Here is a 26,349-nt window from a genome sequence, read left to right as displayed (position 1 = left end):
AATCACTCGGTTTTTCAGCAACATCCATGAGCCCGCGCCGGTCATTCCTTATTATGAATAATAACGATTTGCATTTAGTTTTTGTTTAGTTATAGAATCCGTATCTGAATCTCATCAGCCACCAACACATCGGAAAAATCAGGGAGTTAATACGTCATGAAACGATCCACTCTTGCCCTGTCCATCGGCGCCCTCCTCGCCGGCGGCCAGACCGCCCTGGCCCAGGATATGCCCAGCGCCGAGGAGATGTGGCGCATCATCCAGCAGCAGCAGAAACAGATCCAGGAACTGAAGGCCCGGGTCGAGGACACCGACATGAAGGCCGATGCCGCGGTCGAGGCGGTGGAATCCGGCGGCGGCACCGGCGGTGGCGCCACCTGGGCGGAAACCACCCAGATCGGCGGCTATGGCGAACTGCACTACAACAACCTGGATGGCAGCGGCGGCGCCTCCGACAAGGACGAACTGGATTTCCACCGTTTCGTCCTGTTCGTGAACCACCAGTTCAGCGACAACATCCGTCTGTTCACCGAACTGGAGATAGAGCACGCCCTGGCCGGTGAGGGCCAGCCCGGCGAGGTCGAGCTGGAGCAGGCCTACGTGGAGATGGATCTGAACGATTACCACCGGGCCAAGGCCGGCGTGTTCCTGCTGCCGGTGGGCATCCTGAACGAGACCCACGAGCCCAACACCTTCTACGGGGTGGAGCGCAATCCGATCGAAAAGAACATCATTCCCACCACCTGGTGGGCCGCCGGTGCCGGCCTGTCCGGCGAACTGGGCCAGGGCTTCAGCTATGATCTGGGCGTGCACGAGGGCCTGAGGATCACCGACGCCACCAGCTTCGCCGTACGCGGCGGCCGGCAGAAATCCGCCGAGGCCGATGCCAGCGACCTGGCCTACACCGGCCGGCTGAAGTACACCGGCATGCCGGGCCTGGAACTGGCCACCACCCTCCAGCACCAGACCGACATCACCCAGGGCAGCGTGGCCAACGCCGGCAGTGCCAACCTGTTCGAGGCCCACGGCATCTACAGCAAGGGTCCCTTCGGTCTGCGCGCCCTCTACGCCCGCTGGGACCTGGACGGCAGCGGACCGGAAACAGTCGGCGCGGATGAACAGTTCGGCTGGTACATCGAGCCTTCCTTCAGGTTGAATGAAAAATGGGGTCTGTTCGCCCGCTACAATGAATGGGACAACCGGGCCGGGAACAGCAGCCAGAGCGAAATGACCCAGGTCGATGTGGGCGTGAACTTCTGGCCGCATCCCGACGTTGTGCTCAAGGCCGACTACCAGATGCAGGACAACGACAACGGTCAGGACCAGGACGGCTTCAACCTGGGGGTGGGATACCAATTCTGAGGCCCGGACGGTATTCTCTCTTATCCAGAAATGTCTACGGGGCACAGTGTGCCCCGCTTTTTTTCAGTGACAGTAATAACCTATGCCGAGATCACTACTGCCATTACTGACCCTGCTGTTCCTGTCCTGGCCGACACTGCTGCCCGCCGGCGGCGAGACGGTATACCAGACGCCGGAGGCCTTCCTGGAGCAGCAGTTCCCGGACGGCGTGCCCGAACCCGACGTGGTCTGGCTGCGCGGAGAGGTACGCGAAACCGTGAAGGACATCCTCGGTCACCGCTATCCCAGCCTGCGCATCCGCTACTGGCACAAGGACGGGCGCAGCGCCTGGATCCTGGATGAAATCGGCAAGGACCTGCCCATCACCACCGGCATCCTGGTCAACGCCGGGCGGATCGAGGCCCTGCGGGTCCTGATCTTCCGCGAAAGCCGCGGCTGGGAAGTCCGGCACGAATTCTTCACCGACCAGTTCGACCAGGCCCGGCTGAACGAGGGCCACAAACTGGACCGGCACATCGACAACATCTCCGGCGCCACCCTGTCCGTACGCGCCGTGACCAAACTCGCCCGTCTGGCCCTGTACCTGGATCAATGGATCCGGGACGACACACAGGACTGATCAGCACCATGTCCCGTCAGCATCGCCGGCACCAGCGTCTCAAGCTCAAATCGCTCTATGTCTGGCATCGTTATATCGGCCTGACGGCAGCCCTGTTCGTGCTGATCCTGGCCGTGACCGGCCTGCTGCTCAACCACACCGAACGCTTTGCCTTCGACAGCCGCCACGTACACAACGACTGGGTGCTTGACTGGTACGGTATCGAAGCGCCCGAGCGCTATACCAGTTACGCGTTGGAGGGGGATCACATCACCCTGTTCGGCCGGCACCTGTATCACAATCTGCATGAACTCGAAGGGGAGCACGAAGGTCTGATCGGCGCGCTGCGCGTCGGTGACCTGGTCGTGGTCGCGGTGGACCGCGAGATTCTGCTGCTCATGGGCGACGGGGAACTGGTGGAACGCCTGGGCGGCTCCGAGGGTGTGCCGTCAGGGATGCGCCGGCTCGGGCTGGACAGCGACGGCGCCCTGGTGGTGGAAGGCGGTCATGCCTATTACCAGCCGGATGCGGATTTCATCCGCTGGCGGCACTGGGAAGGCGATCCCGACACGGTGACATGGACGCAGGCCGACACCCTGCCCGACAAGCTGTACGAGGAACTGGTCGAGCACTATCGCGGCGAAGTGCTGCCGGTAGAGCGGGTGCTGCTGGACCTGCACAGCGGCCGCATCCTGGGCCGGCACGGTTATCTGGTCATGGATATTGCGGCGGTCCTGCTCATCGCCCTGGCGCTGAGCGGCAGCCTGATCTGGCTCAGGCGTCGGCGTTAGGTGAAAGCAAAGCGCGTCCCGCAATAGATGGGAAGCACGGACATGGCGCCGCCATAAAACTGTTGCCCGGCTGGACCCGGCCTGTGTCTCACATCATCGATTGCAGGTAGTTCTGCTCGCCCACCTTCCCCATCAGTTCCAGCTGAGTCTCGAGCCAGTCGATGTGCTCCTCCTCGCTTTCGAGAATGGATTCGAACAGCTCGCGGCTGACATAGTCGCTGGTCTGCTCGCAATGGGCGATGGCCTCGCGCAGCAGCGGCACGGCCTCCTGCTCGAGCCTGAGGTCGCACTCCAGCATCTCCCGCACGTTCTCACCGATGTGCAGCTTGCCCAGGTCCTGCAGATTCGGCAGCCCCTCCAGGAACAGAATCCGCTTGATCAGCGCATCGGCGTGCTTCATCTCGTCGATGGACTCGCCGTACTCGTGTTCGTTGAGCCTGTTCAGTCCCCAGTTCTCGTACATGCGGGCATGCAGAAAGTACTGATTGATCGCAGTCAGCTCGTTCTTCAGTGCCTTGTTGAGATAGCTGATGACCTGGTCGTCGCCTTTCATGGGATGTCCTTGCTGGTTTTTTCAAGACGGGTACAGGAATAGTCGCAAACGGCACGGCATGCAACCCTGCCGGCAGGGAGGGAGGGAACTCATGGCTGGCACAGCCGGCCCGGCAGCAGAGTCAGAGCGCGTGCTGGACCTGTGCGGCAACAGCAGTGGGAGCGGCGACGGTGTCGCGGGTACAGCTGTCGACCACCTCGCGGGCGCAGCGGGCGCACTTGCCGCACTGGGTCGCCACGCCCAGTTCACGGGCCAGGCTGCGCAGGCAACCGGCGCGGCCGGTCTCGACGGCGTTGCGGATCTGGCTGGAGGTAATGTTCTTGCACAGGCAGACGTACATGGATCGGGCCCTCACCGGTCGGATTCAGTTCATGAGCCAAATCCTAGTCTAAACGATAATGATTCGCAATCCTTTTATTGCTTTTTCTTGTGGCTGTCATTTCCGAAAATGCAATTCATTTATAATCAGTACATTACTTATTTCCCGGCGCGCACCAGGCCGCCCAGTCCGGCTTCTTCCAGGGCATTATTGAGCAGAGAGCGCACCGCCACAGCCTTCTCCATCCCCAGCGCGTTCGCGGCAAGCTCCCGCGCCCGGCCCAGGCTGAAGGCCCGGATCACGGCCTTGACCCGCGCGATCGAGCCGACACTCATACTCAGGCTGTCCACCCCCAGACCCAGCAGGATCAGGGCGGCGGCGGGGTCGCCGGCCATCTCGCCGCACACGCTGACCTCGCGCCCGCTGCCGTGGGCCTCGTCCACGATCTGGGCCAGGGCCTGCAGCACCGCCGGGTGCAGGCTGTTGTAGAGTTCGGCCACCTTGGCGTTGTTGCGATCCACCGCCAGCAGATACTGGGTCAGGTCATTGGTGCCGACGGAGAAGAAGTCCACCCGCCTGGCCAGCTGCGGGATCTGGTAGATCACCGAGGGCACCTCGATCATCACTCCGACCTGCGGCAGGTCGACCGCGATTCCCTCCTCGGCCAGCTCGGTGTGGGCCCGGCGGATCAGTTCCAGCGCCTCATCGACCTCGCCCACGTCGCTGATCATGGGCAGCATCAGGCGCAGATTGTTCAGGCCGCAGCTGGCCCGGAGCACGGCCCGCAGCTGGGTGAGGAAGATCTCCGGATGGTCGAGCATCAGCCGGATGCCGCGCCAACCCAGGAAGGGATTGTCCTCGTGGATGGGGAAATAGGGCAGCGCCTTGTCACCGCCCACATCCAGGGTGCGCAGGGTCACCGGGCGCGGGGCGAAGCCCTCCAGCACCTGGCGATAGATCTGCACCTGCTCCTCCTCGCCGGGGAAGCCATCGCGGATCAGGAAGGGAATCTCGGTCCGGTACAGGCCCACGCCGTCGGCGCCGCTGCGCAGCGAGGGCGAGATGTCCGACAGCAGGCCGGTGTTGACGTAGAGCGGCACGTGCACACCATCGAGCGTGAGCGCCGGCAGCGCGGCCAGTTCCTCCAGGCCGGCGGTCAGCTCGGCCTCTTCCCCGACCAGACGTTCGAACTCCTCCAGCATGTGGCCGGAGGGTTTGACATAGACCTGACCGCGGTAGCCGTCGATGACCAGGCTCTGTTCATCCAGCCGGTTGACCGGCAGCTGGTCCACGCCCATCACCGCCGGGATGCCCAGGGCGTGCGCCAGGATGGCCACGTGCGAGGAACTCGAGCCACGGGCCGAAACGATGCCGGCCAGGTACTGCGTCGGCACCTCCGCGAGATGCGAGGCGGTGACCTCCTCCCCGACCAGGATGGTCGGTTCATTGACGACCCGCACGCTGGGCTGGTCCGACTGCAGCCGCATCAGGATGCGCCGGCCCAGATCGCGCACGTCCTCGCCCCGCTCGCGCAGGTAGGCGTCCTCCATGGCATCGAAGATCTTCACATGGTCGCGGATGGTCTCGCGCAGGGCGCCCGGGGCCCAGTTCCCCTCACCGATGCGGCGCAGGGTGGGCCCGACCAGGGTATCGCTGGAAAGCATCAGCAGCAGGGCGTCGAACAGCGCCAGGTCCTCGGCCGGCAGCGAGGCACTCATGCGCCGGGACAGGTCCCGGATGTCGGCTTCCACATCGCTCAGCGCCTGGCGGAAGCGATCCTGCTCCACCGCCACCGCCTCCGGTGGAATGGCATGATCCGGAATGGCCTCCAGGTTGGCCGGCGGATAGACCACCAGGGCATGGCCCAGCGCCAGTCCCGGCGAACCCGACAGGCCCTTGAGGGTAAAGGCCGTACCACCGACCTCCTGCAGCAGCCGGGTCACCCCGCCGGAGGCGTCGGCGTGCGAAATGGCACCGGCCAGCTGGGCGGCCAGGGTGACCAGGAAGGTCTCCTCGGTCTCGGCAAAGCGACGCACCGCCCGCTGCCGCACCACCAGTACGCCCAGCACCCGGCGGTGCTGGATGATGGGCACGCCGAGAAAGCCGTGGAAGGGCTCCTCCTCGGTCTCGGTGACATAGCGGTAGCGCGGATGGGCCGGGCCGTCCTCCAGATTGACCGGCTCGGCGCGCTCCACCACCAGCCCGACCAGGCCTTCGCCGTCATCGAGCCGGACCATGCCCACGGCGGCCGGGTTGAGGCCGTCGGTGGCCATCAGCACCAGCTGGCCGTCGGCATCGCGGAAATACACCGAGGCCACGTCGGCCCCGATGGTCTGCTTGACCCGCTGGACAATGATATTGAGTGCGGTATTCAGATCCGGCGCCGCATTCACCGCCTGGATGATCCGGCGCAGGCTGTCGAACATATCGGCTGGCGGCATGCCTCAGGCCTTCATCAGAATGGTACGGGGATTATGCCCAGAACCGTGTCATTGCGCTAACGGCCCTGCGGCACACGGGGATTGCGCTTCAACGCCGGGACTGGGAACCGAGACGATGCCGGTTGCGCGGCGCGGGCGGTGCACCGCCGGGGAACAACAGCGGCGCCAGTTCGCGCAGGGCGCGCTTGTACACCCCGCGCTTGAACGGCACCACCTCGTGCAGCGGCCGCCAGTAATCGACCCAGCGCCAGTCGTCGAACTCGGGATGGTCGGTGGCGTTGAGCCGCACATCGCCCTCCTCGCCCAGCAGTCGCAGCAGGAACCAGACCTGCTTCTGGCCGATGCACAGGGGACGCGAATGTCGGCGGATGTAACGGTCGGGCAACCGGTAGCGCAGCCAGCCGCGGGTCGCGCCGATGATCTCCACATGCAGCGGCGACAGGCCGACCTCTTCGTGCAGCTCGCGGTACAGGGCCTCCTCGGGGGTCTCGTCGGTACGGATCCCGCCCTGGGGGAACTGCCAGGCGTTCTGACCCAGGCGGCGGGCCCACAACAGCTCACCCTCCCGATTACTCAGGATGATGCCGACATTGGGACGATATCCATCCGGATCAACCACTTGCATACCTTCAAGGCAGAATTTCCGACATTTGTATTTTCACACAAAGCCCGGGCGGGCGGCAAATCACCCGCCTCCCACCGCGCCTGCGCCCGGCATAAGAGTATGTAATTACTGGCTATTATATATCCCCGCCCTGGAGATGGCGCGCCCGGCGGATGCGGTTTCCCGCCCGCATCCAGTAGAATGCCCGCTGGCAGGACACCCTGCATCCATCCCGACAACACAAGGAGTTCCCGGTGGGACTGGCCCTGTTCGATCTCGACAACACCCTGCTGGGCGGCGACAGCGACTATCTCTGGGGCCGGTTTCTGGTCGAGAACGGCATCGTCGACGCCGATCATTACGAACAGGAGAATCACCGTTTCTACCAGCAGTACCAGGCCGGCAACCTGGACATCCAGGCCTTCCTGGCCTTCTCCCTCAGACCGCTGGCCGAACACCCGCCCGAGCGGCTGCACCAGTGGCGCGAGACCTTCATCCGCGAGCTGATCGCACCCATCATGCTGCCGGCCGCCCGCGACCTGCTGGCGCGGCACCGCAGCCAGGGCGACACCCTGGTGATCATCACCGCCACCAACCGCTTCATCACCGCGCCCATCGCCGAGCGTTTCGGCGTGGAGCATCTGCTGGCCACCGAGGTGGAGCAGGTCGACGGCCGCTATACCGGGCACAGCTACGACATCCCCTGCTTCCAGGACGGCAAGGTCAGGCGGCTGGAGCAATGGCTGGCCACCCACGACACCGACCTGAGTCAGAGCTGGTTCTACAGTGATTCGCACAATGACCTGCCGCTGCTGGAGCGCGTCACCCACCCGTGCGGTCGATCCGGACGACACCCTGCGCCACACCGCCTGGCCCGCGGCTGGCCGGTCATCAGCCGTGCGGGAGTGCGTGTACCCCCTGTGTCCCGTTAAGACCGATCCTGCTGCTGATCGTCTGGCCAGCGGGCGTGGCCCCCTGTTCTGGCCCCGGCAACCGGGGCAGTGTGCCCTCGCCGCAGCCGCCACCCTCGATGCCCTGTGTGCACCGCGGACCGTACTGACGCGTACCCCTTGTCTGGGAGCGGCGCCTGCCGCGTGCCCTGCTGGCCTTCCAGGTCGGCGGCTTCTGGCGCTGGCCGGGATGCTGATGCAGGGTGCCTGTTGCGCCAATCCGATTGGCCGACCCCGATGTCATGGGCACCTCCGGCGCGCGGCAGTGGGCGCGCTCGGCGCCCCGGCTGCTGGGGCCTGTCCGGCTTCGCGGTTCAGTCGCTGGCCTTCATCGGGGCGCTGGTCTCCACCCTTATGGTGGTCCAGCCTCGGCGGCGGCTGCACCGCGGGCTACAGCCACGCCTGCTTGCTGACCGGCAGCGGGGTCGCCCGCCGGCTGGGGCGCGATCATCACCTTCCGGCCTCACCATCCGCGCCGGGCCGAGCGGGTGCACGGCTGCTGTGCTTGGCCTGATGGGCGATACTGAGCCCCCAGCCCTCCCTGCGTCTGGGGGGACGTGGATGGCCCTGCTGCTTCTGAGCGCCCAACAGGATGGGCCTGCACCTCTGAACCGCGGCGGCTTCGGCCAGACACCGACAAACCACCCTGGGCGCGCCGGCATCGGCCGCACCCTGCTGGGGATCTTGTGCTGGCGGCCCTGGCCACGGCACTGGCGGTCAGCCAGGCCGGCAGCATCGGATTCATCGGCCTGGTCATCCCGCACCTGATCCGCCGCTGCTGGGCATCCTTTGAACCACGCGTTTCCGCTGCAACTGTTCGGTACTTGCGTTGGCAGGCCTGCTGGATGCGGGACGACACCCTGGCGCGCACTTGCTCGCTCCGCAAGCAACTGCGGTCGTGGTGGTAACTGCCTTTCCGCGGCGTGCCCCTGTTTCTCTATCTTCGTGACCCGCCAGGCGCGGGGCGACGAGAGGCCGGCATATGTTCTGCTGCAGACGTACAAGTCTGGCCTGGAGATCGGCCGCCGGCGACTGGTCTCGGACCGTGATTCTCTCGCTAGGCGGGCCCAGTTGCTTGTCCATCCTTGGCCCAACAGGCTCGAGCAAGACCGCCCATGCTGGCACTGCCTGGCCGACCTGCTGCCGCGCGGCCGAAGCCGTACGCATCCTGCTCGAACGGAAGGACCTGGATACGCGACCCGGCGCAAACAGCTGGCCCGGCGGGCTGGGCCTGATGCCTCAGACATACAACACCATACCCCTTTTCCCATGCAGCTTCGCGAGTCAGCAGCTTGGACCTAGTCCGCAATCTGGGGCGGCTGGCAGTGGGAAGTCCCGTGGCGGAGCGCGAAACGCATCGACCGGCTGCTGGATGACTGGACCGCTGGGACTGGCAGAACCAACATCCAGACTCTGTCCCGGCGCGAACGCCGGCGCCTGGCCTCCCACCCTGCTGGCGCAGGACCCGGCCGTGGCTCTGCTGGAGTGAGCAGACCAATCATCTCGAGTCTCGCCGTCAGCTCGATGTGCTGCAGCGGATTCGCCAACCGCCGTGGACAGCCGAGCAAGCCGCCCTGTCTGGGGCTCCAGACATCAACTGCTGCACCTTCTGCTATCATGCCCCTGCTGCGGATGCCGGATGGGACTGCCTGCAAGAGGGACCGGTTCGCTGAGCTGTTCACTGACTCGACCCTAGCCGCTTCTACAGCTGCCGATCTGTCGCAGGTGGCCGGAGCCGGTCTGGTTCCCGGGAACCTCTAACATCCTGCTCACGGGAGGCGGCCTGGCGCGCGGCTGAAGGCGACTACGTCCATGCATGGGCCCTGAACCTTCTGGATTGCCACAGTCCCGCTTTGCGCGGAATGAACGGAGGAGTATCGATCAGGTTTTCATTGAAGTTATTTGCTGTTCTTAAATATGCGTTGATTCGCGTTCATTCGCGGCTTACATAATGCTGTTGATCATATCCTGTTCTCCATCCGTGTTCATCCGTGGCGCATCGCCACCGAGCCAACAGCCCACCCGAACAGCGCGGCCACCACGCGCCGGCGGTTGCCGGGCACGGCATGTCGGCGTTCGTATATCGGCGGCCCTGAAGCCTGGACAGGAATCCCAGCCGGGCTTGGGCGGATTAATCGGAAAAGCCGCAGCTCACGCCCAGGTGGTTGGATCGGAAGACTGATATAGGCAAGGCTCGTCGAAGGAGGCGGTAGGAAAGATACGCAGTAGTCCTCCCGCATGCCTCCTGGCGCAGCATACGTCGAATCTCCGCCTTCCTCAGAAAGGCATTTCAACGGTTTCCGCCGTGCCGGCACTCGGCCGGCGTCCTCATCACACCGACCGCACAATAGAATGTACCAGAGCCACCGTCGGGCGGTCGCACGCAGCCTCTCCCAGATGGCAATCCGAGCGTGCGGCCGCGCAGTAACGCCATGAGAACGGCCGTGGAAGCGGCAGATTAAGGGATCCAGCTGGAACGCTCGGGGGCATTCCGGCTCATTGTTGCAACTATCCTTACATCCACAGTATGTCATTCTACGCGCCACCATCCGGGCCCGTCAATCGCCGGCCCGGCTGACACCGGGCAGTGGGTCGCCGCGTAAAAAGTTCCGGCCGGCCCTTGAAATCCGCAGGTTCACGTCGCTGAACACTCAGACACTGAAACGGAAGCGTGTTGCTAATCGCCGATTCCAGTCCCGGCGCTGCCCCCGCAACGGTAGGCGATCAAGACATTTTCACAGTGCCACCGTACGCGGTGGGAAGGCGGCCATGTTCGAGTGAAACCCGCCGCGACCCGGAGACCGCCTGAGGTATTCCCAGGTGGCACGATCGGAGGCGGTGCCCGCTGGCGCACCCCCTCCCCCACGCAGACGCCCCTTCTCCTGGCCGTTCAACTATAATCAATTCCGCACGCGGAACCGGGCGGTTGCGTTGGGGAATCGATGTTCAGAAACACGCTCGCGGGCCAAGCGATCCTGCCGCTCTCGGTTCACACCTCGCCAGCCGAGTTAAGCGGCCGCTCGGAAGTCATGCACCAGGTCATCGTGACCGCCACGCGGACTGCCAGACCGCCGATCAGGCCCTGGCCCTCGGTCTCTGTCTCATTGACCGACGAATCGAGCGCAAGCCAGGGGCCAGACCACGGGGAACTGCTTCGCTCGCGACAGGCCGGCATCCCAAGTCAGTACCGTGGCGGCATTCGGCAAGACCGACTCCGTCTTATCCTCGGCACAATTCCGATCATTTGCCTGGGTGCGGAGCGCGGCGTGCGCGCCGCCGCCCCCCCCGGCACCTTCAACTGGTGGCAACCTGCGTCGGGCCAGAATCGAGCGAATCGAGATCAAGTAGGCTCGCCCCGCGCGCCAGTCTGTACGGATTTTCCAGATCCGTGGCGCCGGGGCCAGATCTCAACAACACCCGCCCGGAACGAGGGCCCGAACCCCAAGCGCGTATCGGCTACGGCGGCGACGACAAAACCCTCAATCGAGGCCGGCTCGGCGGCGGCGAGCGCTGGCGCTACAGCATTCCAGGCCGGCGGCCCTGGACACGGACTGATTCCGCAGCGTCGACCATGCGACCGAGGATCAACGGTTATGACAACGCCCATTGCGGCACTCGGACGGGATGGGGAACGGCGAGCCCGGACTGGATCTGGGTTCACCTGGACCCATCGCCCAGGCACCAATGAATTCGACCCCAGCACACGTGCAGAATCGAATTACAGGAAACCAGGCCGCCAGCCTGAAGCTGGACATGGCCACCAGCGCCGTATGGAGCCAGGCCTCACACGCGGCTATTCGCTGGATAAACCGATTCCCGTTCCTCCGCCAGCCCGACCTCTCCCGGCCTGATCCAGACCAAACGCAACGCGCCGAAGCGCGAGCTGAGCAGAACGAGCTGACGATATTCAAACGGCCTGTTCACTGCCGAGGATCGACTAACTAGGGTTACAGGCGCATCAAGACCCTCAACGTGCATCATCTAATGAAAACATCCACAACAGCGCGCCTGGTTCGTTCATCACCCGAGTTACAGCGCGCCTGATCAGCGACTTAACCTGGTCGCGCGTACGACCATCACGAAAGCGATTCGGAAACGAACCACTCATATCGCCTTGGGACATGAAACTGCCGAACGCGGCACCCGCCGATCGCCTCCCTGCACCGCCTTCAAGCCCCCAGCGTCAACGGTCTGTTCTGGTCCCCGCAGCTTGTACAGCTTCTTCGGCCCGACTACTCAAGCCAGCACCGAACCGTGGCAGCCGGATTAATCGAAAACCGCCTAGAATCGGCCTGCGGCAATGCCTTCGGAACGTCCCATACCGAGTAACCTGTTGCATTATACCTGATCGAAGAACTGATCGAGTGGGAGCAACGACCAGACCTCGCCCAACACCTTTCACCTCCAGTCCGGACAATGTTACTTGACGCAAATATCCGCGGCCTTGAACTGATCGCTTCCACGAACTGGGCAGGATGGCATCTCGACGCCGGCTTCACTTACCTCGATGCAACCAATGAACAGTACCTATGAAGCGTTGGATCGCTCCGCCGAACCTTCGCTGGAGGATCACGCGCAGCGCGAGTTAGGCCGGCACGGCATCGGCGTCGAGGCGCTTGCCCCTATCCGCGCGCAACGAACAGAGTGCAACACCCGGCTCGCCGGGCTATTGCCTGGGAACCTTAACCTACCGTACCATCCCACCCTACCGCCCTCGGCCGCACAGTGGCGCTTGAGGCCCCGTGAGACCCTGCGGGGACAAGGACTAATGTCCTGGCCTACAGTGTTGCCGGGGACTGGAACAACCACTGGACCGGACCCCTGTTCGGCGCTGTGAAGCTTTACCGGACTGTTGTTGATCCTTTCAAGCTTCCAGCTGGTCCCCGTCAAACGATGCTGGTCCTCTGGAATCACTGGTGCATGCAGCGAGGCATGCCGGTGACGGCACGAGCCGTTCCGAGCTCCCCGGACTGGCCAGCCGTAGCGGACCCTGTCTGTGCAGCTCACCGCCGGGCAGGCTGCCGCCGAACAACCCGAGGTGACCCAAACGGCCGCTGCAGCAACCGCAGGCAGGCCGCACGCAGCCGCCGGGCCGGCCGCAACCGACCAGCACTATGAAGCTGGGCCCCCAGGACAATCCTCATCCTCCGCGGCGTCATTCCCGCAGCCATCCTGCCGATGCGGCGGTCGCGCAGTAGGTCCACGAACAGAAGGACCGACGCTGAAGGCGTAACGGAATCCGTGGAACTGTGGCCGACATACCGCACCGCGCCCCGAGGGAAAACATCCCGCCAGAGGGCTGGCCGAATCGATCCCGGCCCGCACGGAAAACCGCGGCATGAATGTGATCAACGAGATCGCGAGCCCTGCGCAGGACTTCTTCTTCTCCGCGCGTGGCGCTGGTGCTCCACTGGGACGGCGATGTCCTGCTCGGTTTCCAGGTCTCAAGCGACGGCCGGATACATGAAGCGAGGTGCTGGAGGAGTTCAGGGCCGTGCTGTGCTCGACAGGACGCACTGACGCACTTGCGTTCGGTTCAGCAGGTGGCATACAATTCCCGACCGATGGAATTGCAGTTGCCGGTCGCCTACCGGCTGCACTGAAAGGAGGATCACACCATGGGTCACCGTCTATCGAAGATCTACACCCGCACCGGCGACAAGGCGGCACCGGCGCTGGGCGAAGGTTTTTTAGGGTGGGACAGGACACCTGTCCGGGTCGAGGTCCTCGGCACGGTCGACGAACTCAACTCTGCTGGGCGTGCTGGCCGCGCAGGACCTGCCGGACGAGGTCCGGGAGGGCGTCAACGCCATCCAGCACGACCTGTTCGACCTGGGCTGGCGAACTCTGTGTCCGGGACTGGAGGGCGATCGGAAGGCACCATCAGCGGCCTGGAGACCTGGCTCGACGGGCTGAATGCCGAGGCTGTGGATACCTGGAGGAATTCATTTGCCGGGCGGGCACCCCGCCGCGGGGCCCTGCCCTCTGGCCCGCCCCGTCGGCCGCCGCCGCCTGCGCGCCGGGCTGGTCACCCTGGCCCGCGACTCGGCGACATTCACCCCTTCCCGCCTGGCGCTACTCTGAACCGATGTCGACCTGTGTTCGTGCTCGCCGCCATCTCCAAAACCGGGCCCGCGCGAACGGAGTGCTGTGGCAAGCGGGCCCGGAATCAGGTAGCAATCACCCGTCGGCAGGTTTGGGCTGAACCGGTGACGCCAACATACCTCATCCCCGACCGTAAAATCTCATTCGGCCTCTGCGGCACCCCGCCTGACGTATTGAATCTAAAACTGCACTTATCAGCCAACCCAAACCAGGAACCGGGTCTCCATGCAGCGCAGCCGCCAAGGCATATATTATTATCAGCCTGCCGCACTGTTCAGCTGCCTGCACAGCGCTGTCGGCGCCATCGGAGAATGGGGCGCGGGCTGTGGCGCTGGATCAGATCGGGGTGGATGCGGATAAAGGTGATCCATTTGAGAACAGCTGCAGCCGCGGCAGCCTGCCAGTGACCACAGCCCACCCGGGCGCTCGCCTCCTCCACGTCGCTGGCGATGATTGCCTTCGGATCGGCGGGCCAGTATCGCTTCCAGTTCCGACTTAGCGGCCAGCGACCGGCAGCCGGAAAAACATGCGCCCGCCACACAGGCGGAGCACCGCACTGATCACATGCTCGCCGTTGACGGTCATCAGCGGCCGGTGCCAGATCTGGTAGAAGACGCTGACCGGCTCGCGCCCGCTGTAGCGCGCACGCAGAACCGGACAGCCGGCCGCGGAAGCCGTTCGCCTCCCGGGGCGCCGTGTCTGTTCGCCGTGCCTGCCAGTTCACGACCTGTCCCAGGCATGTCGGGCGATATCCTCGAGCGCGTTGCGGTTCGGCACGACACGGGAACATACCGAATTCGCGCAGCCGCACCAGTGCGCACGCGGATTTGCCGCGTCACAGGCCACGCACCAGGTCGGGTTCCAGCAGCCAGCAGCCGCGCCTCCCATGTTCGAGCGTTTGAAATCGCCCAACCCGCTGGCAAAACGGCTCGCCGCTTCCGGGAAAATCACTGAAGGCCACCGCGCCCACCAGCCGGTCGCCGGCACCCGCGGCATAGGCAAGTTCGGTCAGAAAGGGGGCCAGGGTTACAATGCGCTGCGCCGGCGCGGGCAGTTCGAGCCGATATCCGGTGTCATCCTCCAGCACGACTCTGGGCTCCGAACGGCAATGCAGCAGAACAAAGGCAGTAGAAACAGGACAGGCGGCACTTAATTGAGACGCCACTGCCCGTCATCCCGGCGCAGGCGGGACTTTCCAGTAACCGCCGCGGTCTCTGGATCCCGGCCCTGCGCCGGGATGACTGAATTTGCTGTTTGTTGATTCCACCATTTATGCATGATCAGTTGGCCCCCGTTACCCTATCACGCACCGTCACGATCACCGAACGGGTATGGCCGTGGGTGCGATGCTCCACCAGATACACGCCCTGCCAGGTGCCGAGCCGGCAACTGCCGGCGTCCACCGGCAGGGTCAGATCGGCGCCAGTGAGCACGGTGCGCCTGCGCCGGCATGTCGTCCGGGCCCTCATCGTCGTGCTGGAACAGGGGGTCGCCGTCCGGCGCTAGCCGGGCCATGAAGCGTTCCAGATCGCCCCGAACCGCGGGATCGGCGTTTTCGCACAGCATCAGCGAGGCACTGGTGTGCTGAACAAACACATGGCACAGGCCGGTGCGGATACCGCTGTCGCGCACGACATCCTGGACCGCGCGGGTCAGATCATGGGTGCCGCGGCCGCGGGTGGACAGGCTGAGGGTGTGCTGAAATACCATGGATTCTGATCGTCATCGCCGCCATGCACCAAATCGGTGCGTCCGTATTGACCCCCCATTATACCAATGTATACAGGCCCGCCGGCCCGCATTCATGTATAATCCGCCCTCCCTTATTCAGAGTACCGGCACCGTGATCCAGAACCTGCGCAACATCGCTATCATCGCCCACGTCGACCATGGCAAGACCACCCTTGTCGATCAACTACTTAGTCAGTCCGGGACCTTCGGTGACCGGGGTGTGGCCCCGGAGCGGGTGATGGATTCGAACGACCTGGAAAAGGAACGCGGGATCACCATCCTGTCCAAGAATACCGCCATCCAGTGGCACGACTACCGCATCAACATCGTCGACACCCCCGGCCATGCCGACTTCGGCGGCGAAGTGGAGCGGGTGCTGTCGATGGTCGATTCGGTGCTGTTGCTGGTTGACGCGGTCGAGGGCCCGATGCCGCAGACCCGCTTCGTCACCCAGAAGGCGCTGGAGCGGGGCCTCAAGCCCATCGTGGTCATCAACAAGATCGACCGCCCCGGGGCACGCCCCGACTGGGTGCTGGACCAGACCTTCGATCTGTTCGACCGCCTGGGCGCGACCGACGAGCAGCTCGACTTCCCGGTGGTCTACGCCTCCGGCCTGAACGGCTATGCCAGCCTCGACCAGGAGGCGCGCGCGGGCGACATGACGCCCCTGTTCGAGACCATCGTGGAGAAGGTCTCCTGCCCCGAGGTCGATGCCGACGGCCCGTTCCAGATGCAGGTCAGCTCGCTGGATTACAACAGCTACGTGGGTGTCATCGGCATCGGCCGCATCAGCCGCGGCAGGGTCAGGACCAACACCGGTGTCGCGATACTCGACCGTGAGGGGAAAAAAGGCGCAACGGCCGCATCCTGCAGATCTTCGGCTTCATGGGCCTGGAACGGGTGGAAGTCAACGAGGCCTCCGCCGGCGACATCATCGCCTTCACCGGTATCGAGAACCTGAACATCTCCGACACCCTGTGCGACCCGGCCCAGCCCGAGGTGCTACCGCCACTGACCGTGGATCAGCCGACGGTGAGCATGACCTTTCAGGTCAACAACTCGCCGTTTGCCGGCAAGGACGGCAAGTACATCACCTCGCGTCAGATCCGCGAGCGGCTGGACAAGGAGCTGGTGCACAATGTCGCCCTGCGGGTGGAGGATACCGAGGACCCGGACCGGTTCCGCGTCTCCGGCCGCGGCGAGCTGCACCTGTCGATCCTGATCGAGAACATGCGCCGCGAGGGCTACGAGCTGGGCGTGTCCCGCCCCGAGGTCATCATTCGCGAAGTCGACGGCGTGCGGCAGGAAGCCTACGAGCAGCTCACCGTCGATGTCGAGGAACAGCACCAGGGCGGCGTGATGGAAAAGCTGGGCACCCGCGGCGGCGATCTGCGGGACATGGCCCCCGACGGCAAGGGCCGCGTGCGGCTGGACTACATCATCCCCTCACGCGGCCTGATCGGCTTTCGCACCGAGTTCCTGACCATCACCCAGGGCACCGGTCTGCTGTATTCGGTGTTCGACCACTATGGCCCGCTCAAGACCGGCAACTTCGGCCAGCGCATCAACGGTGTGCTGATCGCCAACGGCGCCGGCAAGGCCCTGGGCTATGCCCTGTTCAACCTGCAGGAACGCGGCCGGCTGTTCATCGGTCCGGGTGAGGAGGTCTACGAGGGGCGGATCATCGGCATCCATTCCCGCGACAACGACCTGGTGGTCAACCCGCTCAAGGCCAAGCAGCTGACCAATGTCCGCGCCGCCGGCACGGACGAGAACATCCTGCTCACGCCGCCGGTGAAACTGTCGCTGGAGCAGGCCCTGAGTTCATCGACGACGACGAGCTGGTGGAGGTCACACCGAAGGCCATACGCCTGCGCAAGAAGCTGCTGCTGGAACACGAGCGCAAGAAGGCGGCGCGGTCGGCGTAAATAAAGGTTCCAGGCTCCAGGTGCCAGGTTCCAGGAAGTTTACTTCCCCACCTCGTCCCTGGCACCTGGAGCCTGGAACCTAGGAATCATACACCGCCATGATGGCCCGCAGCTCGACCAGCAGCAGGCGGCGCTGATACTCGTCCAAGTGGGCATAGGCCGGATGCTCGGTACCCAGCTCCAGGGCCAGTATGTTATTCCTGCACCACCGTGCAGCCCTCCGCGCACAGACGATCGATCAGCACATTGACCTCGGGGCTGTCCGTGAGCGCCATCCCGCCTCACTCCCACCCGGCCAGCCACAGGCGCAGCCGCAGGCCGACACCGGTGGTATAACCAACGCTGGTGAAACGGATATCGCCCTGCGGGCCGATGACAAAGGAAGCCGGCACCCCCTGCACCCCATAACGGGCGGCAATGGCCCCGTCGCGGTCGTTGATCACGGTAAACTCCAGCCCCTGTTCCGTCATATACTGCTTCAGCTCCCCATCGCTGCCCGAATCCAGTGCCACCGTCAGGACCGGGCGGTCGCGGGCCAGGGCATCGATGCTGTCCTCCTCCAGCCGGCACACCGGGCACCAATGGCCCAGAAGTGCACCAGCATCGGCTGGCCCGCGTAATCGGACAGGGCGACCGGCCGGCCATGGAGATCCCGTGCCTGGAATGCCGGGGCCTGACCACTGGCGGTATCCCAGGTCCGGTACAGGTGTACAGCGCCGAGTACCAGCAGCACCAGCGCCACCTGCCAGGCCGCCCGCCCCAGACGTGTGAGATGCCTATGCCGGGTCATGGCGCCCGGAAAACAGTCGACCGTGGCTCATTGCAGCCGCCAACTCCATCACATTTTCGCGCGCCGAGGGTCAATAAACGTCAAAGCTGTGACGCTGATTCAGTCAGGGTTCAGGCTTGTCCGGCTAGAGTGGGCCTAAGTACTCTTCAAGGTGATATTCATGATTTCAGTTGGTCTGTCAGCGTTGAATATCGACTGAAAGAGTACCAGTGAACAGGAATCCCGCCATGACCGCAACCTGCGCCACAGTCCGTTTCCAGTCCGCCGCCGCGCTTGGCGCGGTGCTGCTGCTCGCCGGCTGCGCCGGTGGCGGTGCGGACCAGCTCGCCCGGCAGGCCGCGGAGGCGACCGTCGGTCAGGGTCACAATCAGGTCATTGCCTGGCTGCCGCGCGAAGCCGCGCAGAACCCGACCGTGGCCCGCGCCCGGACCCTGATCGCCCTGGGTGAGGCCAAGCGCAAAACCGAGGCCGCGCTGTGTCAGGGCAACTGGGTGTTCAGCGGCGACATCGACGAGGCCGGCATGCCCGCCACGGCAACGGCGCCGGACTCGCTCGGCCGTTATGCCGCCTGGCATTACCGCATCGCCTGGAATCCCGGCCTGCCCGACTGCGGCAATGTCCGTCAGCAGGAATACTATCAGACCCTGAGCGCCTACCTGCCGGAATGGATGCTGGTGCAGAGCGGCACTCCGGTAGCGGTATATCATCAGGGCGAGGCGATCTTCCGGCAGGGTGACGCCCCGATGATGGTGGCGTTGCAGGATTGAAGCAGTGCCCCCGCGCCCTGGACGCCGGCGCAATCATCGCCGTGCCCCCGCGGCCGGAGTCCCGTGAGGGCTTAGCGTGCACACCTCGCACATGCGCCCTCACGGGACTCCGACCGCGGACACTGGTTCGGTGGGTTGAAGCTGCCAGAACCGAAAGAAACCCCGCGATCCCATACAACAACCTGCTTCCCGCCGCACGCAAAGTCAGCGCCGGGCGGGCGGGGGTTTAGGGCGCATGTGCGCAGTCTGCACGCTAAGCCCGGAAGCCTCGCCCGCCCGGCGCTGATCCGCCCACCCCCGACGGCCGCACCGGTCAACCGGCAGGCTGCCTCTGCACCACCAGATCACGCAGGGTCATGCCGTCCAGATGCGCGGCCGTCGCGCCCTGCAGTTCCTCCATCAGGCCGTCCACCGTCTGCAACGCGGGCACCTGTCCCGGGCGCACGAAGTGGCTTTCACCCGCCTCCCGCACCCGGTTGAGCAGCTCATCCAGGCGGATGGTTTCGATATCCCGGGCCGGCACATAGCCCACCGCTTCCGTTGCCGTGGGGATGAGAAAGGCCCTGATCGACCAGTATCTCCAGGAGCTGATTCACCGGCTCGGCCGGCAGATTGAGGTGATCGCACAGCTGCGTCAGGGTCCAGGGCGGGCGGTTGTGAAAGTGATTCTCGCCCGCCAGGTACATCACTGTCAGGGCCAGCCGCTCCTTCAGCCGGTTGCTCAGTATCAACCGCACCCGGTAGCGGGTCAGATACTGGGGATTCTGGATATAGAACGCCAGCTGCGCACCCAGCAGCAGCACCAGCCAGTTGATGTAGAGCCAGATCAGCAGCATCACCAGGATGGCGAAGCTGGAATAGATGGCGGCGTACTTGGTCGATGAGGCGATGAAGGAGGCAAAGACCCAGCCGGTGGTCTGCCACAGGAAGCCTGCCAGCAGGGCTGCGATCGCCGCCGCGCTGAAACGCACCCGCACATTGGGGATGAATATATAAATGAAGGTGAAGGCGACCCAGATAAGCAGATAGGGCACCAGCCTGGTGGCCAGAACGATCAGGGTACCGAAGGGCTCGATCACCATCAGCTGCTGCATCAGGCCGGTGGTCATGACCGAGGCGGTCATGCCCAGGGCACTGATGATCAGCAGCGGGCCGATCAGAACCACACTGAGGTAGCTGCTGAAGCGCTGGGCGAACGGCCGCAGCTGCTCCACCCGCCATACGAAATTGAAGGCCCCCTCGATTTTTTTCAGCAAAGACAACACAGTATAGACCAGCAACAACAGGCCCACACCGCCCAGCACCCCGCCCTTGACGTTGTCCACGAAGGTCATGATCTGGGCCGCGACCTCGCTGCCCTTGGGGCCCAGCGGCTCCAGGAAACCGTACAGGAAGGGCTCGACCTGCTTGTGCACACCGAAGCCCTTGAGTACCGAAAAGCTCACCGCCAGCAACGGCACCAGTGACAACAGAGTGGTGTAGACCAGGCTCATGGCGCGCAGCGTCAGCTCGCCGGAGAGGAAATCGCGCACCATGACATACAGCAGACGCAGAACGCGGATCAGCATGCGCCTGGGTTGCGGCAACGCACGCAGATCGTCATCCCAGACGAGTCCGCTGAACCGCGTTATCACCTCGTTCAATTGATACATGACAACCTCATTCTCAGGTCAGTCGACGCCCGATGTATACTCTAGCGCATCCGCATGCGACGGGTCGCATTTCTGCCGCTCATTCCATGAGCCCCCCAAAATTCCGGCAATTTTTGCCGCCGCTCAACGGCCTGCGGAAAGCGTGCGCGCAAGCCCGGAACAGGCTGTTCGCAAGACACTGACAGGGTCTGTGCCGACACCGGCACGTGCTGAATGATAGTGCGCGCCCACCTCGGGCGGTTTTTCCCCTGAATCGATTTCACACTGTATATATAGTGTTTCGTGCATTCAGACAAAAACCTGAAGCGCCTGCGACAGATGTATTCACCAGACTGAACCGGCCATTTCCGCCCTGCTGATTTCTTGCAACAGGCCGGTTAGAAGTTATCACACACTAGTGCAGTCCAATATCATTTTACGCCGCTAATCTTTTATTTTTCGTTAAAGTTTTTATAATCAATAGCCGTTATGTTGCGCGAACCATCAAACAGGAGGGTTTCCTCATGGCAGTGAGAAAGAAAACCACGAAACGTAAGACGACCGCCAGGAAGAAGGCAGCCGTCAAGCGCAAGACAACGGCACGCAAGACCACGGCACGCAGGAAGACGACAGCCCGCAAGACCACGGCTCGCAAGAAGGTCGCCAAGAAGAAGGCGAAGAAGAAGGTAGCGAAGAAACGGCCGACCAAGAAGAAGGTCGCCAAGAAGAAGGCGAAGAAGAAAGTCGCCAAGAAACGGCCGACCAAGAAGAAGGTCGCCAAGAAGAAGGCGAAGAAGAAAGTCGCCAAGAAGCGACCGACCAAGAAGAAAGTCGCCAAGAAGAAGGCGAAGAAGAAAGTCGCCAAGAAACGGCCGACCAAGAAGAAGGTCGCCAAACGCCGCACCACCAAGCGGCGGCGGTAATATACCCGTCGTCTCAACGCGAAAAAAGGCTCCCATAGCTTGCTTTCCTTTTATAAAAATCAGCATTATTGCTCGCATCGAGAGTGATCACAGCCCAGTAGCTTTTCAGTTCACCGAGACTGAGATAGATCATCGGCGCGTGCCATACTGCCAAGATCTCCGCATTCCCAGCTGCCTGCACGTGCGGACTGACTCGAAACGATCAGGAGTGGATTTGATCACACCCCCCTCCCACAAGCCGATGCGGCTTCGCGTTGGCACATCCGCACATCAGCTCGGATACCAACCACCCCGCCGTGACCGGCGGCAGAATTTTCCCGGGATTCGCTCCACCACGAGCAGTTATGTTCCGGGACACTTGTTATCGCGCGCACCGCCCGCTTCCGCCTGCGTAATTAGAAGCCGACCTGACGTCGGCAGCAGTGCATGTCCTCCTGTCCACACGCAGACCGTTGCGCCGGGCGCGACCGCGGTGGCGCAGGCGTGGAGCAGCCAGCCCCGCAGCCGGCGATCAGGATACGCAGGCAGTTGCGTGAATCGCTGCATCATATTTTCCTCCTTCAGCAGGGCGGCAATAGAAAACCTTTACATTGCGCTGCAGGCGCCGCCGCACCGTGCGCCAGGGATCCTGCCAGGGCAGCCGGCTGCGCATCAGGGCCTGGCACAGGCGGCGCATGCCTTCCACGTCCTGGAGATTGACGAACTCCGCGCCGGCCACGGGCATGCGGACAGTCCACCGCCATCGAATCCCGCGGGTGAAGAGTTACCCAACGGAGTCTGTGAGCCCCACCTTGGCATGCCGAAGGCCGTTTGCCCGCCGTCCGCTCGCATTATACCGTCCATGATTGCGGCGACTGCTAATTCCTGCTGCGCGAGCGCGCCGCCAGCTCACTCCAGCAAACTTGCATGGCGTTGCTCGAACACCGTGCGCCGGTCACCCAGACGTACCACCGGCCCGCGGCCGATGCGCGCGCCGGGCAGGGTGCGCGAGGCCTCCAGGCTGACACAGACCAGCGGCCGGTGGCGCGCTTCCAGCCACCCGAGTTCCAGATGCGCCACCGCGCCGACAAAACCGACCTCCTCGGCCCGCGTCAACAGGCCGAGGAAGGGCCTGTCGCCACGGCTGCGCTGCAAACGCACCGCCGTTTCCAGGATGCAGTGCACACCGACCAGGTCGTCCGCCGCCTTGGTATAGACCCGTTCACCGCTGCGCCACACCGGTCTGCGGAAGGCAAAGCCGCCAAACAAGCCGCGTGCGGGCCCGCGGCGGGCGAGCTCGCCTTCCAGGCGCAGCCGGGCACGCGTGATGCAATACCCCTTCTCGTGCAGCTCCACGTTGTGCAGCCGGCCGGTGCCGACATAACCCTGCGCATCGGCCAGCCACATCCGCGCATTGCGCAGATGCCGGACCGGCGAGCCGCCGTGCCAGTCGATCTCCAGCGTGTGTGCATCCCGCCAGCGCCGGCCGTGAAAACCGGGATGATCCATGTGGGCGACGAACAGCCGCACCGGCTCCTGTGAACGCTGCCGCACCAAGCGGCGATAATCGGCGGCAGATTCCACCCCGATCACCAGATTGCCGTGCGGGTCGCTGAAGTGCGCCACGCCGGCACGCTGCAGGCGCGCCACCGCATGGGCATGTATGGCCTGCTCACGAAACGGTGCCGTCGGAATGCTTAACAAATCGAACAGACGTTGGCGTTCCTGCTGCTGCATGAGTCTCCCCGGTGGTTGACGCAAGGCGGGTCGGGTCCGGTTCCGGTATCATTGCCGGCTGAACCTGCACCCGCGTGCTTTCTGACCGCATTATGCCCTGTATCAGCATCCTTCTGCCCGTTCGCAACGGCGCGGCCACCCTGGCCGAGGCGCTGGACTCGATCGCCCGGCAGAGCTTCACCGATTACGAGCTGATCGCGGTCAATGACGCCTCGGATGATGCCACAGTCGCGTTACTGCAACAGTACCGGGCACAGGATCAGCGACTGCGCATTCTGGACAATCCGCGCCCGGGCCTGGTCAACGCCCTGAACCTGGGGCTGGGTGAGGCGGGCGGCGAGCTGGTTGCACGCATGGATGCCGACGACCGCATGCATCCGCAGCGGCTACAGCGCCAACGGGACTGGCTGCAGGCGCACCCGGGCTACGACGTGGTCGGCTGCCGGGTGGCGCTGTTTCCGGTCGAGGCGGTACGCAGCGGCATGCGCCATTATGTCGATTGGCTCAACCGCTGCCTCAGCCCGGAACAGATCCACCAGGACATCTACCTGGAATCGCCCCTGGCCCATCCCTCGGTGATGTTCCGCCGCCGTACCGTGCTGGCACACGGCGGTTACCGTGACGGCGACTTCCCGGAGGACTATGAACTCTGGCTGCGCCTGCATCAACAGGGACTGCGCTTCGGCAAGGTGGACGAGATACTGCTGGACTGGCGCGAACACCCCGAGCGGGTCTCTCGCCGTGATCCGCGCTGCACGCGCGCGGCCTTCGACCGGATTCGTGCGCAGTATCTGAGCCGCGACCCCCTGCTCCGGCAGCAACGTCCACTCGCCATCTGGGGGGCCGGGCGCAAGACCCGCCGCCGGGTCCGGCCGCTGCTGGAGCTGGGTCACCGGCCGGATGCCTGGATCGACATCGATCCGCGCAAGCTGGGCCAGCGCCTGGATGGCGTGCCGGTGCAGCCGCCGGCCTGGATCCTGGAGCAGCCGGTACGTCCGCTGGTATTCATCTATGTCGCCAGCCACGGCGCGCGCGAGGACATTGCCGCCTGGCTGCAGACCCATGGTCTGCAGCCAGGACAGGACTACTATCAGGTGGGTTGACCCACCACCCTGCCGGCAGGTCGCTAAAGCTTGGCGCGACTGCGGCCGATTCCTGCTTTGAAACCCGGTTATAACCAGGGAAGACCTATGTCCGAGGAAAACAACGCGGCCGGAACCCAGGTGCTGGTCGTGGATGACTCGCGCGTCATCCGCGTCGCCGCCAGGAAGATCCTGAAGGAGGAATTCGAGGTCCTGGAGGCCGGCGACGGCGAGGCCGCCTGGGATGCACTGCAGCAGAATCCGGGCATCGCCCTGATCATCTCCGACCTGTCCATGCCCTATCTCAACGGCATGGGTCTGCTCAAGCGCATCCGCGAGGCCGAGGACAAGCGCCTGGCCAATATCCCGGTGATCATCGTCACCGGCGCCGAGGACGACGAGGATGCCAAGTCATCGGCCTTTGCCGCCGGTGCCAGTGATTTCCTCAGCAAGCCCTTCGATTCGGTCCAGTTGCTGGCGCATACCCGCTCCCACATCAAGCTGGCCACCACCGAGACCCGGCTGGAGCAGACCGCCACGGCCATCGAAACCGAACCGACCGTGGACCTGCTCACCGGACTGCTCAACCAGCGCAGCTTCACCGACCGCGGCCACCAGGAACTGGCCTACGCCATCCGCCACCGGAGCGAACTGGGACTGGTGTTCATCGATGTGGACGCCTTCGACGAGGCCTTCATCAAGTACGGCAAGCCGGCCGGTGAGGCCATCCTCAAGATCTTCACCAGGATCATCAGGGACAGCATCCGCACCGAGGACACTGCCGGGCGGGTCGGCCTGGCCCGTTTCGGACTGGTGCTGCCCTCGGCCAACGCCATCGGCGCACGCAAACTGGCCGTGCGCATCTGCACCCAGATCGCCTCGCGCACCTTCAAGATCGGCAACGACACCCTCAAGCTCACCGCCAGCGCCGGTGTGATCACACCGCTGATCCGGCGCGACACCCGGTTCGAGGAACTGCTGGAACAGGCCCAGCGCCTGCTCGGGCGCGCCCAGCACAGCGGCGGCAACCGGGTACTGTTCGACCAGGGCACGGGCACGGCGGAAGAACGCACCGAACCTGTGACGGAAGCGCCGCCCGAGACCGACGCCACCGGGGCCGCCCCGGAAACGGAAAACACGCCGGCGACAACCGCCGGCACCGAACCGGCTGCCACCACGGCCGAATCGCAGGAATCCGAGCCGATGCCGAGCCTGGCGCAGGCCCTGCAGCGGCTGCATGACAACGACGGCGATTCGCTCAGCCCTCACCTGCCCGCTCTGGTGCGGGAAGTTCTGCCGCTGCTGGAGGCCTGGCAACGCCAGCAGTCCGGCAGCCTCGATGCGGCCGTCGGGCAGATCCGCGCCAGCCTCGATATCCCTGAACAGTAGCCGCAGTCGCAGGCCGGAATAAAGGCCTGATGGCCCGGTGACTGTCCTGATCCCGGCAACGTGAGTCCGCCCGCCGGCTGGGGTACAATACTGCGCTTTGTGGATAACCCTCACGAGCGCTCCGATGAGTACAAGCGAAACTCCCCGCCAGGACGGCTTCGATTACGATGATCTGATCCGCTGCGGCCACGGCGAACTGTTCGGTCCCGGCAACGCCCAGCTGCCCCTGCCGCCCATGCTGATGTTCGACCGCATCACCCGGATCAGCGACTCCGGCGGGGCCCACGACCGCGGCGAGATCCGCGCCGAACTCGACATCCGGCCGGACCTGTGGTTCTTCGCCTGCCACTTCGAGGGCGATCCGGTGATGCCCGGCTGCCTGGGCCTGGATGCCATGTGGCAGCTGATCGGATTCTTCCTCGGCTGGAGCGGCGGCCCCGGCCGCGGCCGGGCGCTGGGCAGCGGCGAGGTCAAGTTCAGCGGTCAGGTCACCCCGGCCAATTCGCTGGTCCGCTACCAGATCGACATCAAGCGCGTCATCAAGCGGCGCTTGTTCATGGGCATCGCCGATGCGACCATGTATGTCGACGACCGCGCGATCTACCAGGCCAATGATCTGCGGGTCGGCTTGTTCACATCAACGGAAGGGTTTTAAGGTCGGATATGGCT

At 64.1% G+C, this 26,349-nt stretch carries 20 protein-coding genes, 3 pseudogenes and 1 riboswitch; of the genes and pseudogenes, 12 read left to right on the top strand and 11 right to left on the bottom strand.

The annotated features are described in order from the left end of the window. Positions 1–156: 156 nt before the first annotated feature. The 3 genes from D6C00_RS11030 to D6C00_RS11020 all read left to right on the top strand — a co-directional run bounded on the left by D6C00_RS11030 (position 157) and on the right by D6C00_RS11020 (position 2,751). Entirely contained in the window at positions 157–1,362 is a 1,206-nt protein-coding gene (locus D6C00_RS11030) for a porin (RefSeq protein ID WP_125181766.1), read from the top strand. 82 nt (positions 1,363–1,444) lie between these two features. Next, positions 1,445–1,981 carry an FMN-binding protein gene (locus D6C00_RS11025; protein WP_125181765.1) on the top strand — a complete coding sequence of 179 codons (537 nt, stop codon included), beginning with the start codon at positions 1,445–1,447 and terminating at the stop codon, positions 1,979–1,981. 8 nt (positions 1,982–1,989) lie between these two features. Continuing rightward, positions 1,990–2,751 (top strand): PepSY domain-containing protein, encoded by a 762-nt coding sequence (locus D6C00_RS11020; RefSeq protein ID WP_158675397.1) that lies wholly within the window; start codon positions 1,990–1,992, stop codon positions 2,749–2,751. 88 nt (positions 2,752–2,839) lie between these two features. Here the strand turns inward: D6C00_RS11020 and bfr are convergent, their stop codons facing one another. The 4 genes from bfr to D6C00_RS11000 form a co-directional block, all read right to left on the bottom strand. Continuing rightward, positions 2,840–3,304, bottom strand: coding sequence for a bacterioferritin (bfr, locus tag D6C00_RS11015; protein WP_125181763.1), 465 nt, complete (start codon positions 3,302–3,304; stop codon positions 2,840–2,842). Positions 3,305–3,425: 121 nt separating this feature from the next. Continuing rightward, entirely contained in the window at positions 3,426–3,644 is a 219-nt protein-coding gene (locus tag D6C00_RS11010; RefSeq protein ID WP_125181762.1) for a (2Fe-2S)-binding protein, read from the bottom strand. 137 nt (positions 3,645–3,781) lie between these two features. Then, positions 3,782–6,049 (bottom strand): phosphoenolpyruvate--protein phosphotransferase, encoded by a 2,268-nt coding sequence (ptsP, locus tag D6C00_RS11005; RefSeq protein WP_125182444.1) that lies wholly within the window; start codon positions 6,047–6,049, stop codon positions 3,782–3,784. Between the two features lie 103 nt (positions 6,050–6,152). Then, entirely contained in the window at positions 6,153–6,683 is a 531-nt protein-coding gene (locus D6C00_RS11000) for an RNA pyrophosphohydrolase (RefSeq protein ID WP_399360831.1), read from the bottom strand. A gap of 239 nt (positions 6,684–6,922) precedes the next feature. Here D6C00_RS11000 and D6C00_RS10995 point away from each other — a divergent pair, with 239 nt between their 5' ends. From D6C00_RS10995 to D6C00_RS15485, 3 genes are all read left to right on the top strand, one after another. Next, on the top strand, positions 6,923–7,600 hold the full coding sequence (locus D6C00_RS10995) for a histidinol-phosphatase (protein WP_125181760.1): 678 nt from the start codon (positions 6,923–6,925) through the stop codon (positions 7,598–7,600). 575 nt (positions 7,601–8,175) lie between these two features. Next, positions 8,176–8,526: an iron chelate uptake ABC transporter family permease subunit gene (locus D6C00_RS16600; protein ID WP_125181759.1), complete on the top strand. Its 351-nt coding sequence runs from the start codon at positions 8,176–8,178 to the stop codon at positions 8,524–8,526. A 1,706-nt stretch (positions 8,527–10,232) separates the two neighbouring features. After that, a riboswitch (cobalamin riboswitch) is annotated at positions 10,233–10,441 on the top strand. A 2,937-nt stretch (positions 10,442–13,378) separates the two neighbouring features. Then, the gene (locus D6C00_RS15485) at positions 13,379–13,534 is read left to right on the top strand and encodes a hypothetical protein (RefSeq protein ID WP_158675396.1); all 156 of its coding nucleotides are present in this window, start codon (positions 13,379–13,381) and stop codon (positions 13,532–13,534) included. A gap of 1,024 nt (positions 13,535–14,558) precedes the next feature. On the opposite strand, the gene D6C00_RS10985 is transcribed toward D6C00_RS15485, so the two are convergent. Both D6C00_RS10985 and D6C00_RS10980 read right to left on the bottom strand, forming a co-directional pair. Beyond that, positions 14,559–14,810: a TroA family protein gene (locus tag D6C00_RS10985; RefSeq protein ID WP_125181758.1), complete on the bottom strand. Its 252-nt coding sequence runs from the start codon at positions 14,808–14,810 to the stop codon at positions 14,559–14,561. A 193-nt stretch (positions 14,811–15,003) separates the two neighbouring features. Next, positions 15,004–15,433: pseudogene (locus tag D6C00_RS10980) on the bottom strand (secondary thiamine-phosphate synthase enzyme YjbQ). A gap of 94 nt (positions 15,434–15,527) precedes the next feature. Between D6C00_RS10980 and typA the strand changes: the two are divergent. Continuing rightward, positions 15,528–17,382, top strand: a pseudogene (typA, locus tag D6C00_RS10975) (translational GTPase TypA). A 281-nt stretch (positions 17,383–17,663) separates the two neighbouring features. On the opposite strand, the gene D6C00_RS16595 reads toward typA, so the two are convergent. Further along, the gene (locus D6C00_RS16595) at positions 17,664–17,954 is read right to left on the bottom strand and encodes a redoxin domain-containing protein (RefSeq protein ID WP_317623011.1); all 291 of its coding nucleotides are present in this window, start codon (positions 17,952–17,954) and stop codon (positions 17,664–17,666) included. Beyond that, positions 17,897–18,172, bottom strand: a complete 276-nt coding sequence (locus D6C00_RS16590) for a peroxiredoxin family protein (RefSeq protein ID WP_317623010.1) — start codon at positions 18,170–18,172, stop codon at positions 17,897–17,899. Before D6C00_RS16590 ends, D6C00_RS16595 begins: the two co-directional genes overlap by 58 nt. 227 nt (positions 18,173–18,399) lie before the next feature. Between D6C00_RS16590 and D6C00_RS10965 the strand changes: the two genes are divergently transcribed. Then, positions 18,400–18,939, top strand: coding sequence for a hypothetical protein (locus D6C00_RS10965; protein ID WP_125181757.1), 540 nt, complete (start codon positions 18,400–18,402; stop codon positions 18,937–18,939). A 313-nt stretch (positions 18,940–19,252) separates the two neighbouring features. Here D6C00_RS10965 and D6C00_RS10960 read toward each other — a convergent pair. Beyond that, positions 19,253–20,591: pseudogene (locus D6C00_RS10960) on the bottom strand (YhjD/YihY/BrkB family envelope integrity protein). Positions 20,592–21,094: 503 nt separating this feature from the next. Between D6C00_RS10960 and D6C00_RS10955 the strand changes: the two are divergent. Beyond that, positions 21,095–21,493 (top strand): histidine biosynthesis protein HisIE, encoded by a 399-nt coding sequence (locus D6C00_RS10955; protein ID WP_125181756.1) that lies wholly within the window; start codon positions 21,095–21,097, stop codon positions 21,491–21,493. A gap of 511 nt (positions 21,494–22,004) precedes the next feature. Here the strand turns inward: D6C00_RS10955 and D6C00_RS10950 are convergent. Next, positions 22,005–22,217: a hypothetical protein gene (locus tag D6C00_RS10950; protein WP_125181755.1), complete on the bottom strand. Its 213-nt coding sequence runs from the start codon at positions 22,215–22,217 to the stop codon at positions 22,005–22,007. 164 nt (positions 22,218–22,381) lie between these two features. Then, positions 22,382–23,209 carry a hypothetical protein gene (locus tag D6C00_RS10945; protein ID WP_125181754.1) on the bottom strand — a complete coding sequence of 276 codons (828 nt, stop codon included), beginning with the start codon at positions 23,207–23,209 and terminating at the stop codon, positions 22,382–22,384. Positions 23,210–23,301: 92 nt separating this feature from the next. On the opposite strand from D6C00_RS10945, the gene D6C00_RS10940 reads away from it, so the two are divergent. From D6C00_RS10940 to fabA, 3 genes are all read left to right on the top strand, one after another. Further along, positions 23,302–24,312, top strand: coding sequence for a glycosyltransferase (locus D6C00_RS10940; protein WP_125181753.1), 1,011 nt, complete (start codon positions 23,302–23,304; stop codon positions 24,310–24,312). Between the two features lie 87 nt (positions 24,313–24,399). Continuing rightward, positions 24,400–25,680 carry a diguanylate cyclase gene (locus D6C00_RS10935; protein WP_125181752.1) on the top strand — a complete coding sequence of 427 codons (1,281 nt, stop codon included), beginning with the start codon at positions 24,400–24,402 and terminating at the stop codon, positions 25,678–25,680. A 124-nt stretch (positions 25,681–25,804) separates the two neighbouring features. Continuing rightward, positions 25,805–26,335 carry a 3-hydroxyacyl-[acyl-carrier-protein] dehydratase FabA gene (fabA, locus tag D6C00_RS10930; protein WP_125181751.1) on the top strand — a complete coding sequence of 177 codons (531 nt, stop codon included), beginning with the start codon at positions 25,805–25,807 and terminating at the stop codon, positions 26,333–26,335. The last annotated feature ends 14 nt before the right edge of the window (positions 26,336–26,349 follow it).

It is taken from the genome of Thiohalobacter thiocyanaticus, assembly GCF_003932505.1.
GTDB classification, from domain to species: domain Bacteria; phylum Pseudomonadota; class Gammaproteobacteria; order Thiohalobacterales; family Thiohalobacteraceae; genus Thiohalobacter; species Thiohalobacter thiocyanaticus.
Note: the sequence above shows the minus strand (reverse complement) of the source record. Positions and strands in the feature narration are given on the sequence as shown.

Bases quoted from the DNA above. Each gene is read 5' to 3' on its own strand.
- D6C00_RS11030 (WP_125181766.1), top strand. From the start codon at position 157: ATGAAACGATCCACTCTTGCCCTGTCCATCGGCGCCCTCCTCGCCGGC.
- D6C00_RS11025 (WP_125181765.1), top strand. From the start codon at position 1,445: ATGCCGAGATCACTACTGCCATTACTGACCCTGCTGTTCCTGTCCTGG.
- D6C00_RS11020 (WP_158675397.1), top strand. From the start codon at position 1,990: ATGTCCCGTCAGCATCGCCGGCACCAGCGTCTCAAGCTCAAATCGCTC.
- bfr (WP_125181763.1), bottom strand. From the start codon at position 3,304: ATGAAAGGCGACGACCAGGTCATCAGCTATCTCAACAAGGCACTGAAG.
- D6C00_RS11010 (WP_125181762.1), bottom strand. From the start codon at position 3,644: ATGTACGTCTGCCTGTGCAAGAACATTACCTCCAGCCAGATCCGCAAC.
- ptsP (WP_125182444.1), bottom strand. From the start codon at position 6,049: ATGTTCGACAGCCTGCGCCGGATCATCCAGGCGGTGAATGCGGCGCCG.
- D6C00_RS16590 (WP_317623010.1), bottom strand. From the start codon at position 18,172: ATGACCCGGCATAGGCATCTCACACGTCTGGGGCGGGCGGCCTGGCAG.
- D6C00_RS10965 (WP_125181757.1), top strand. From the start codon at position 18,400: ATGACCGCAACCTGCGCCACAGTCCGTTTCCAGTCCGCCGCCGCGCTT.
- D6C00_RS10955 (WP_125181756.1), top strand. From the start codon at position 21,095: ATGGCAGTGAGAAAGAAAACCACGAAACGTAAGACGACCGCCAGGAAG.
- D6C00_RS10950 (WP_125181755.1), bottom strand. From the start codon at position 22,217: ATGCCCGTGGCCGGCGCGGAGTTCGTCAATCTCCAGGACGTGGAAGGC.
- D6C00_RS10945 (WP_125181754.1), bottom strand. From the start codon at position 23,209: ATGCAGCAGCAGGAACGCCAACGTCTGTTCGATTTGTTAAGCATTCCG.
- D6C00_RS10940 (WP_125181753.1), top strand. From the start codon at position 23,302: ATGCCCTGTATCAGCATCCTTCTGCCCGTTCGCAACGGCGCGGCCACC.
- D6C00_RS10935 (WP_125181752.1), top strand. From the start codon at position 24,400: ATGTCCGAGGAAAACAACGCGGCCGGAACCCAGGTGCTGGTCGTGGAT.
- fabA (WP_125181751.1), top strand. From the start codon at position 25,805: ATGAGTACAAGCGAAACTCCCCGCCAGGACGGCTTCGATTACGATGAT.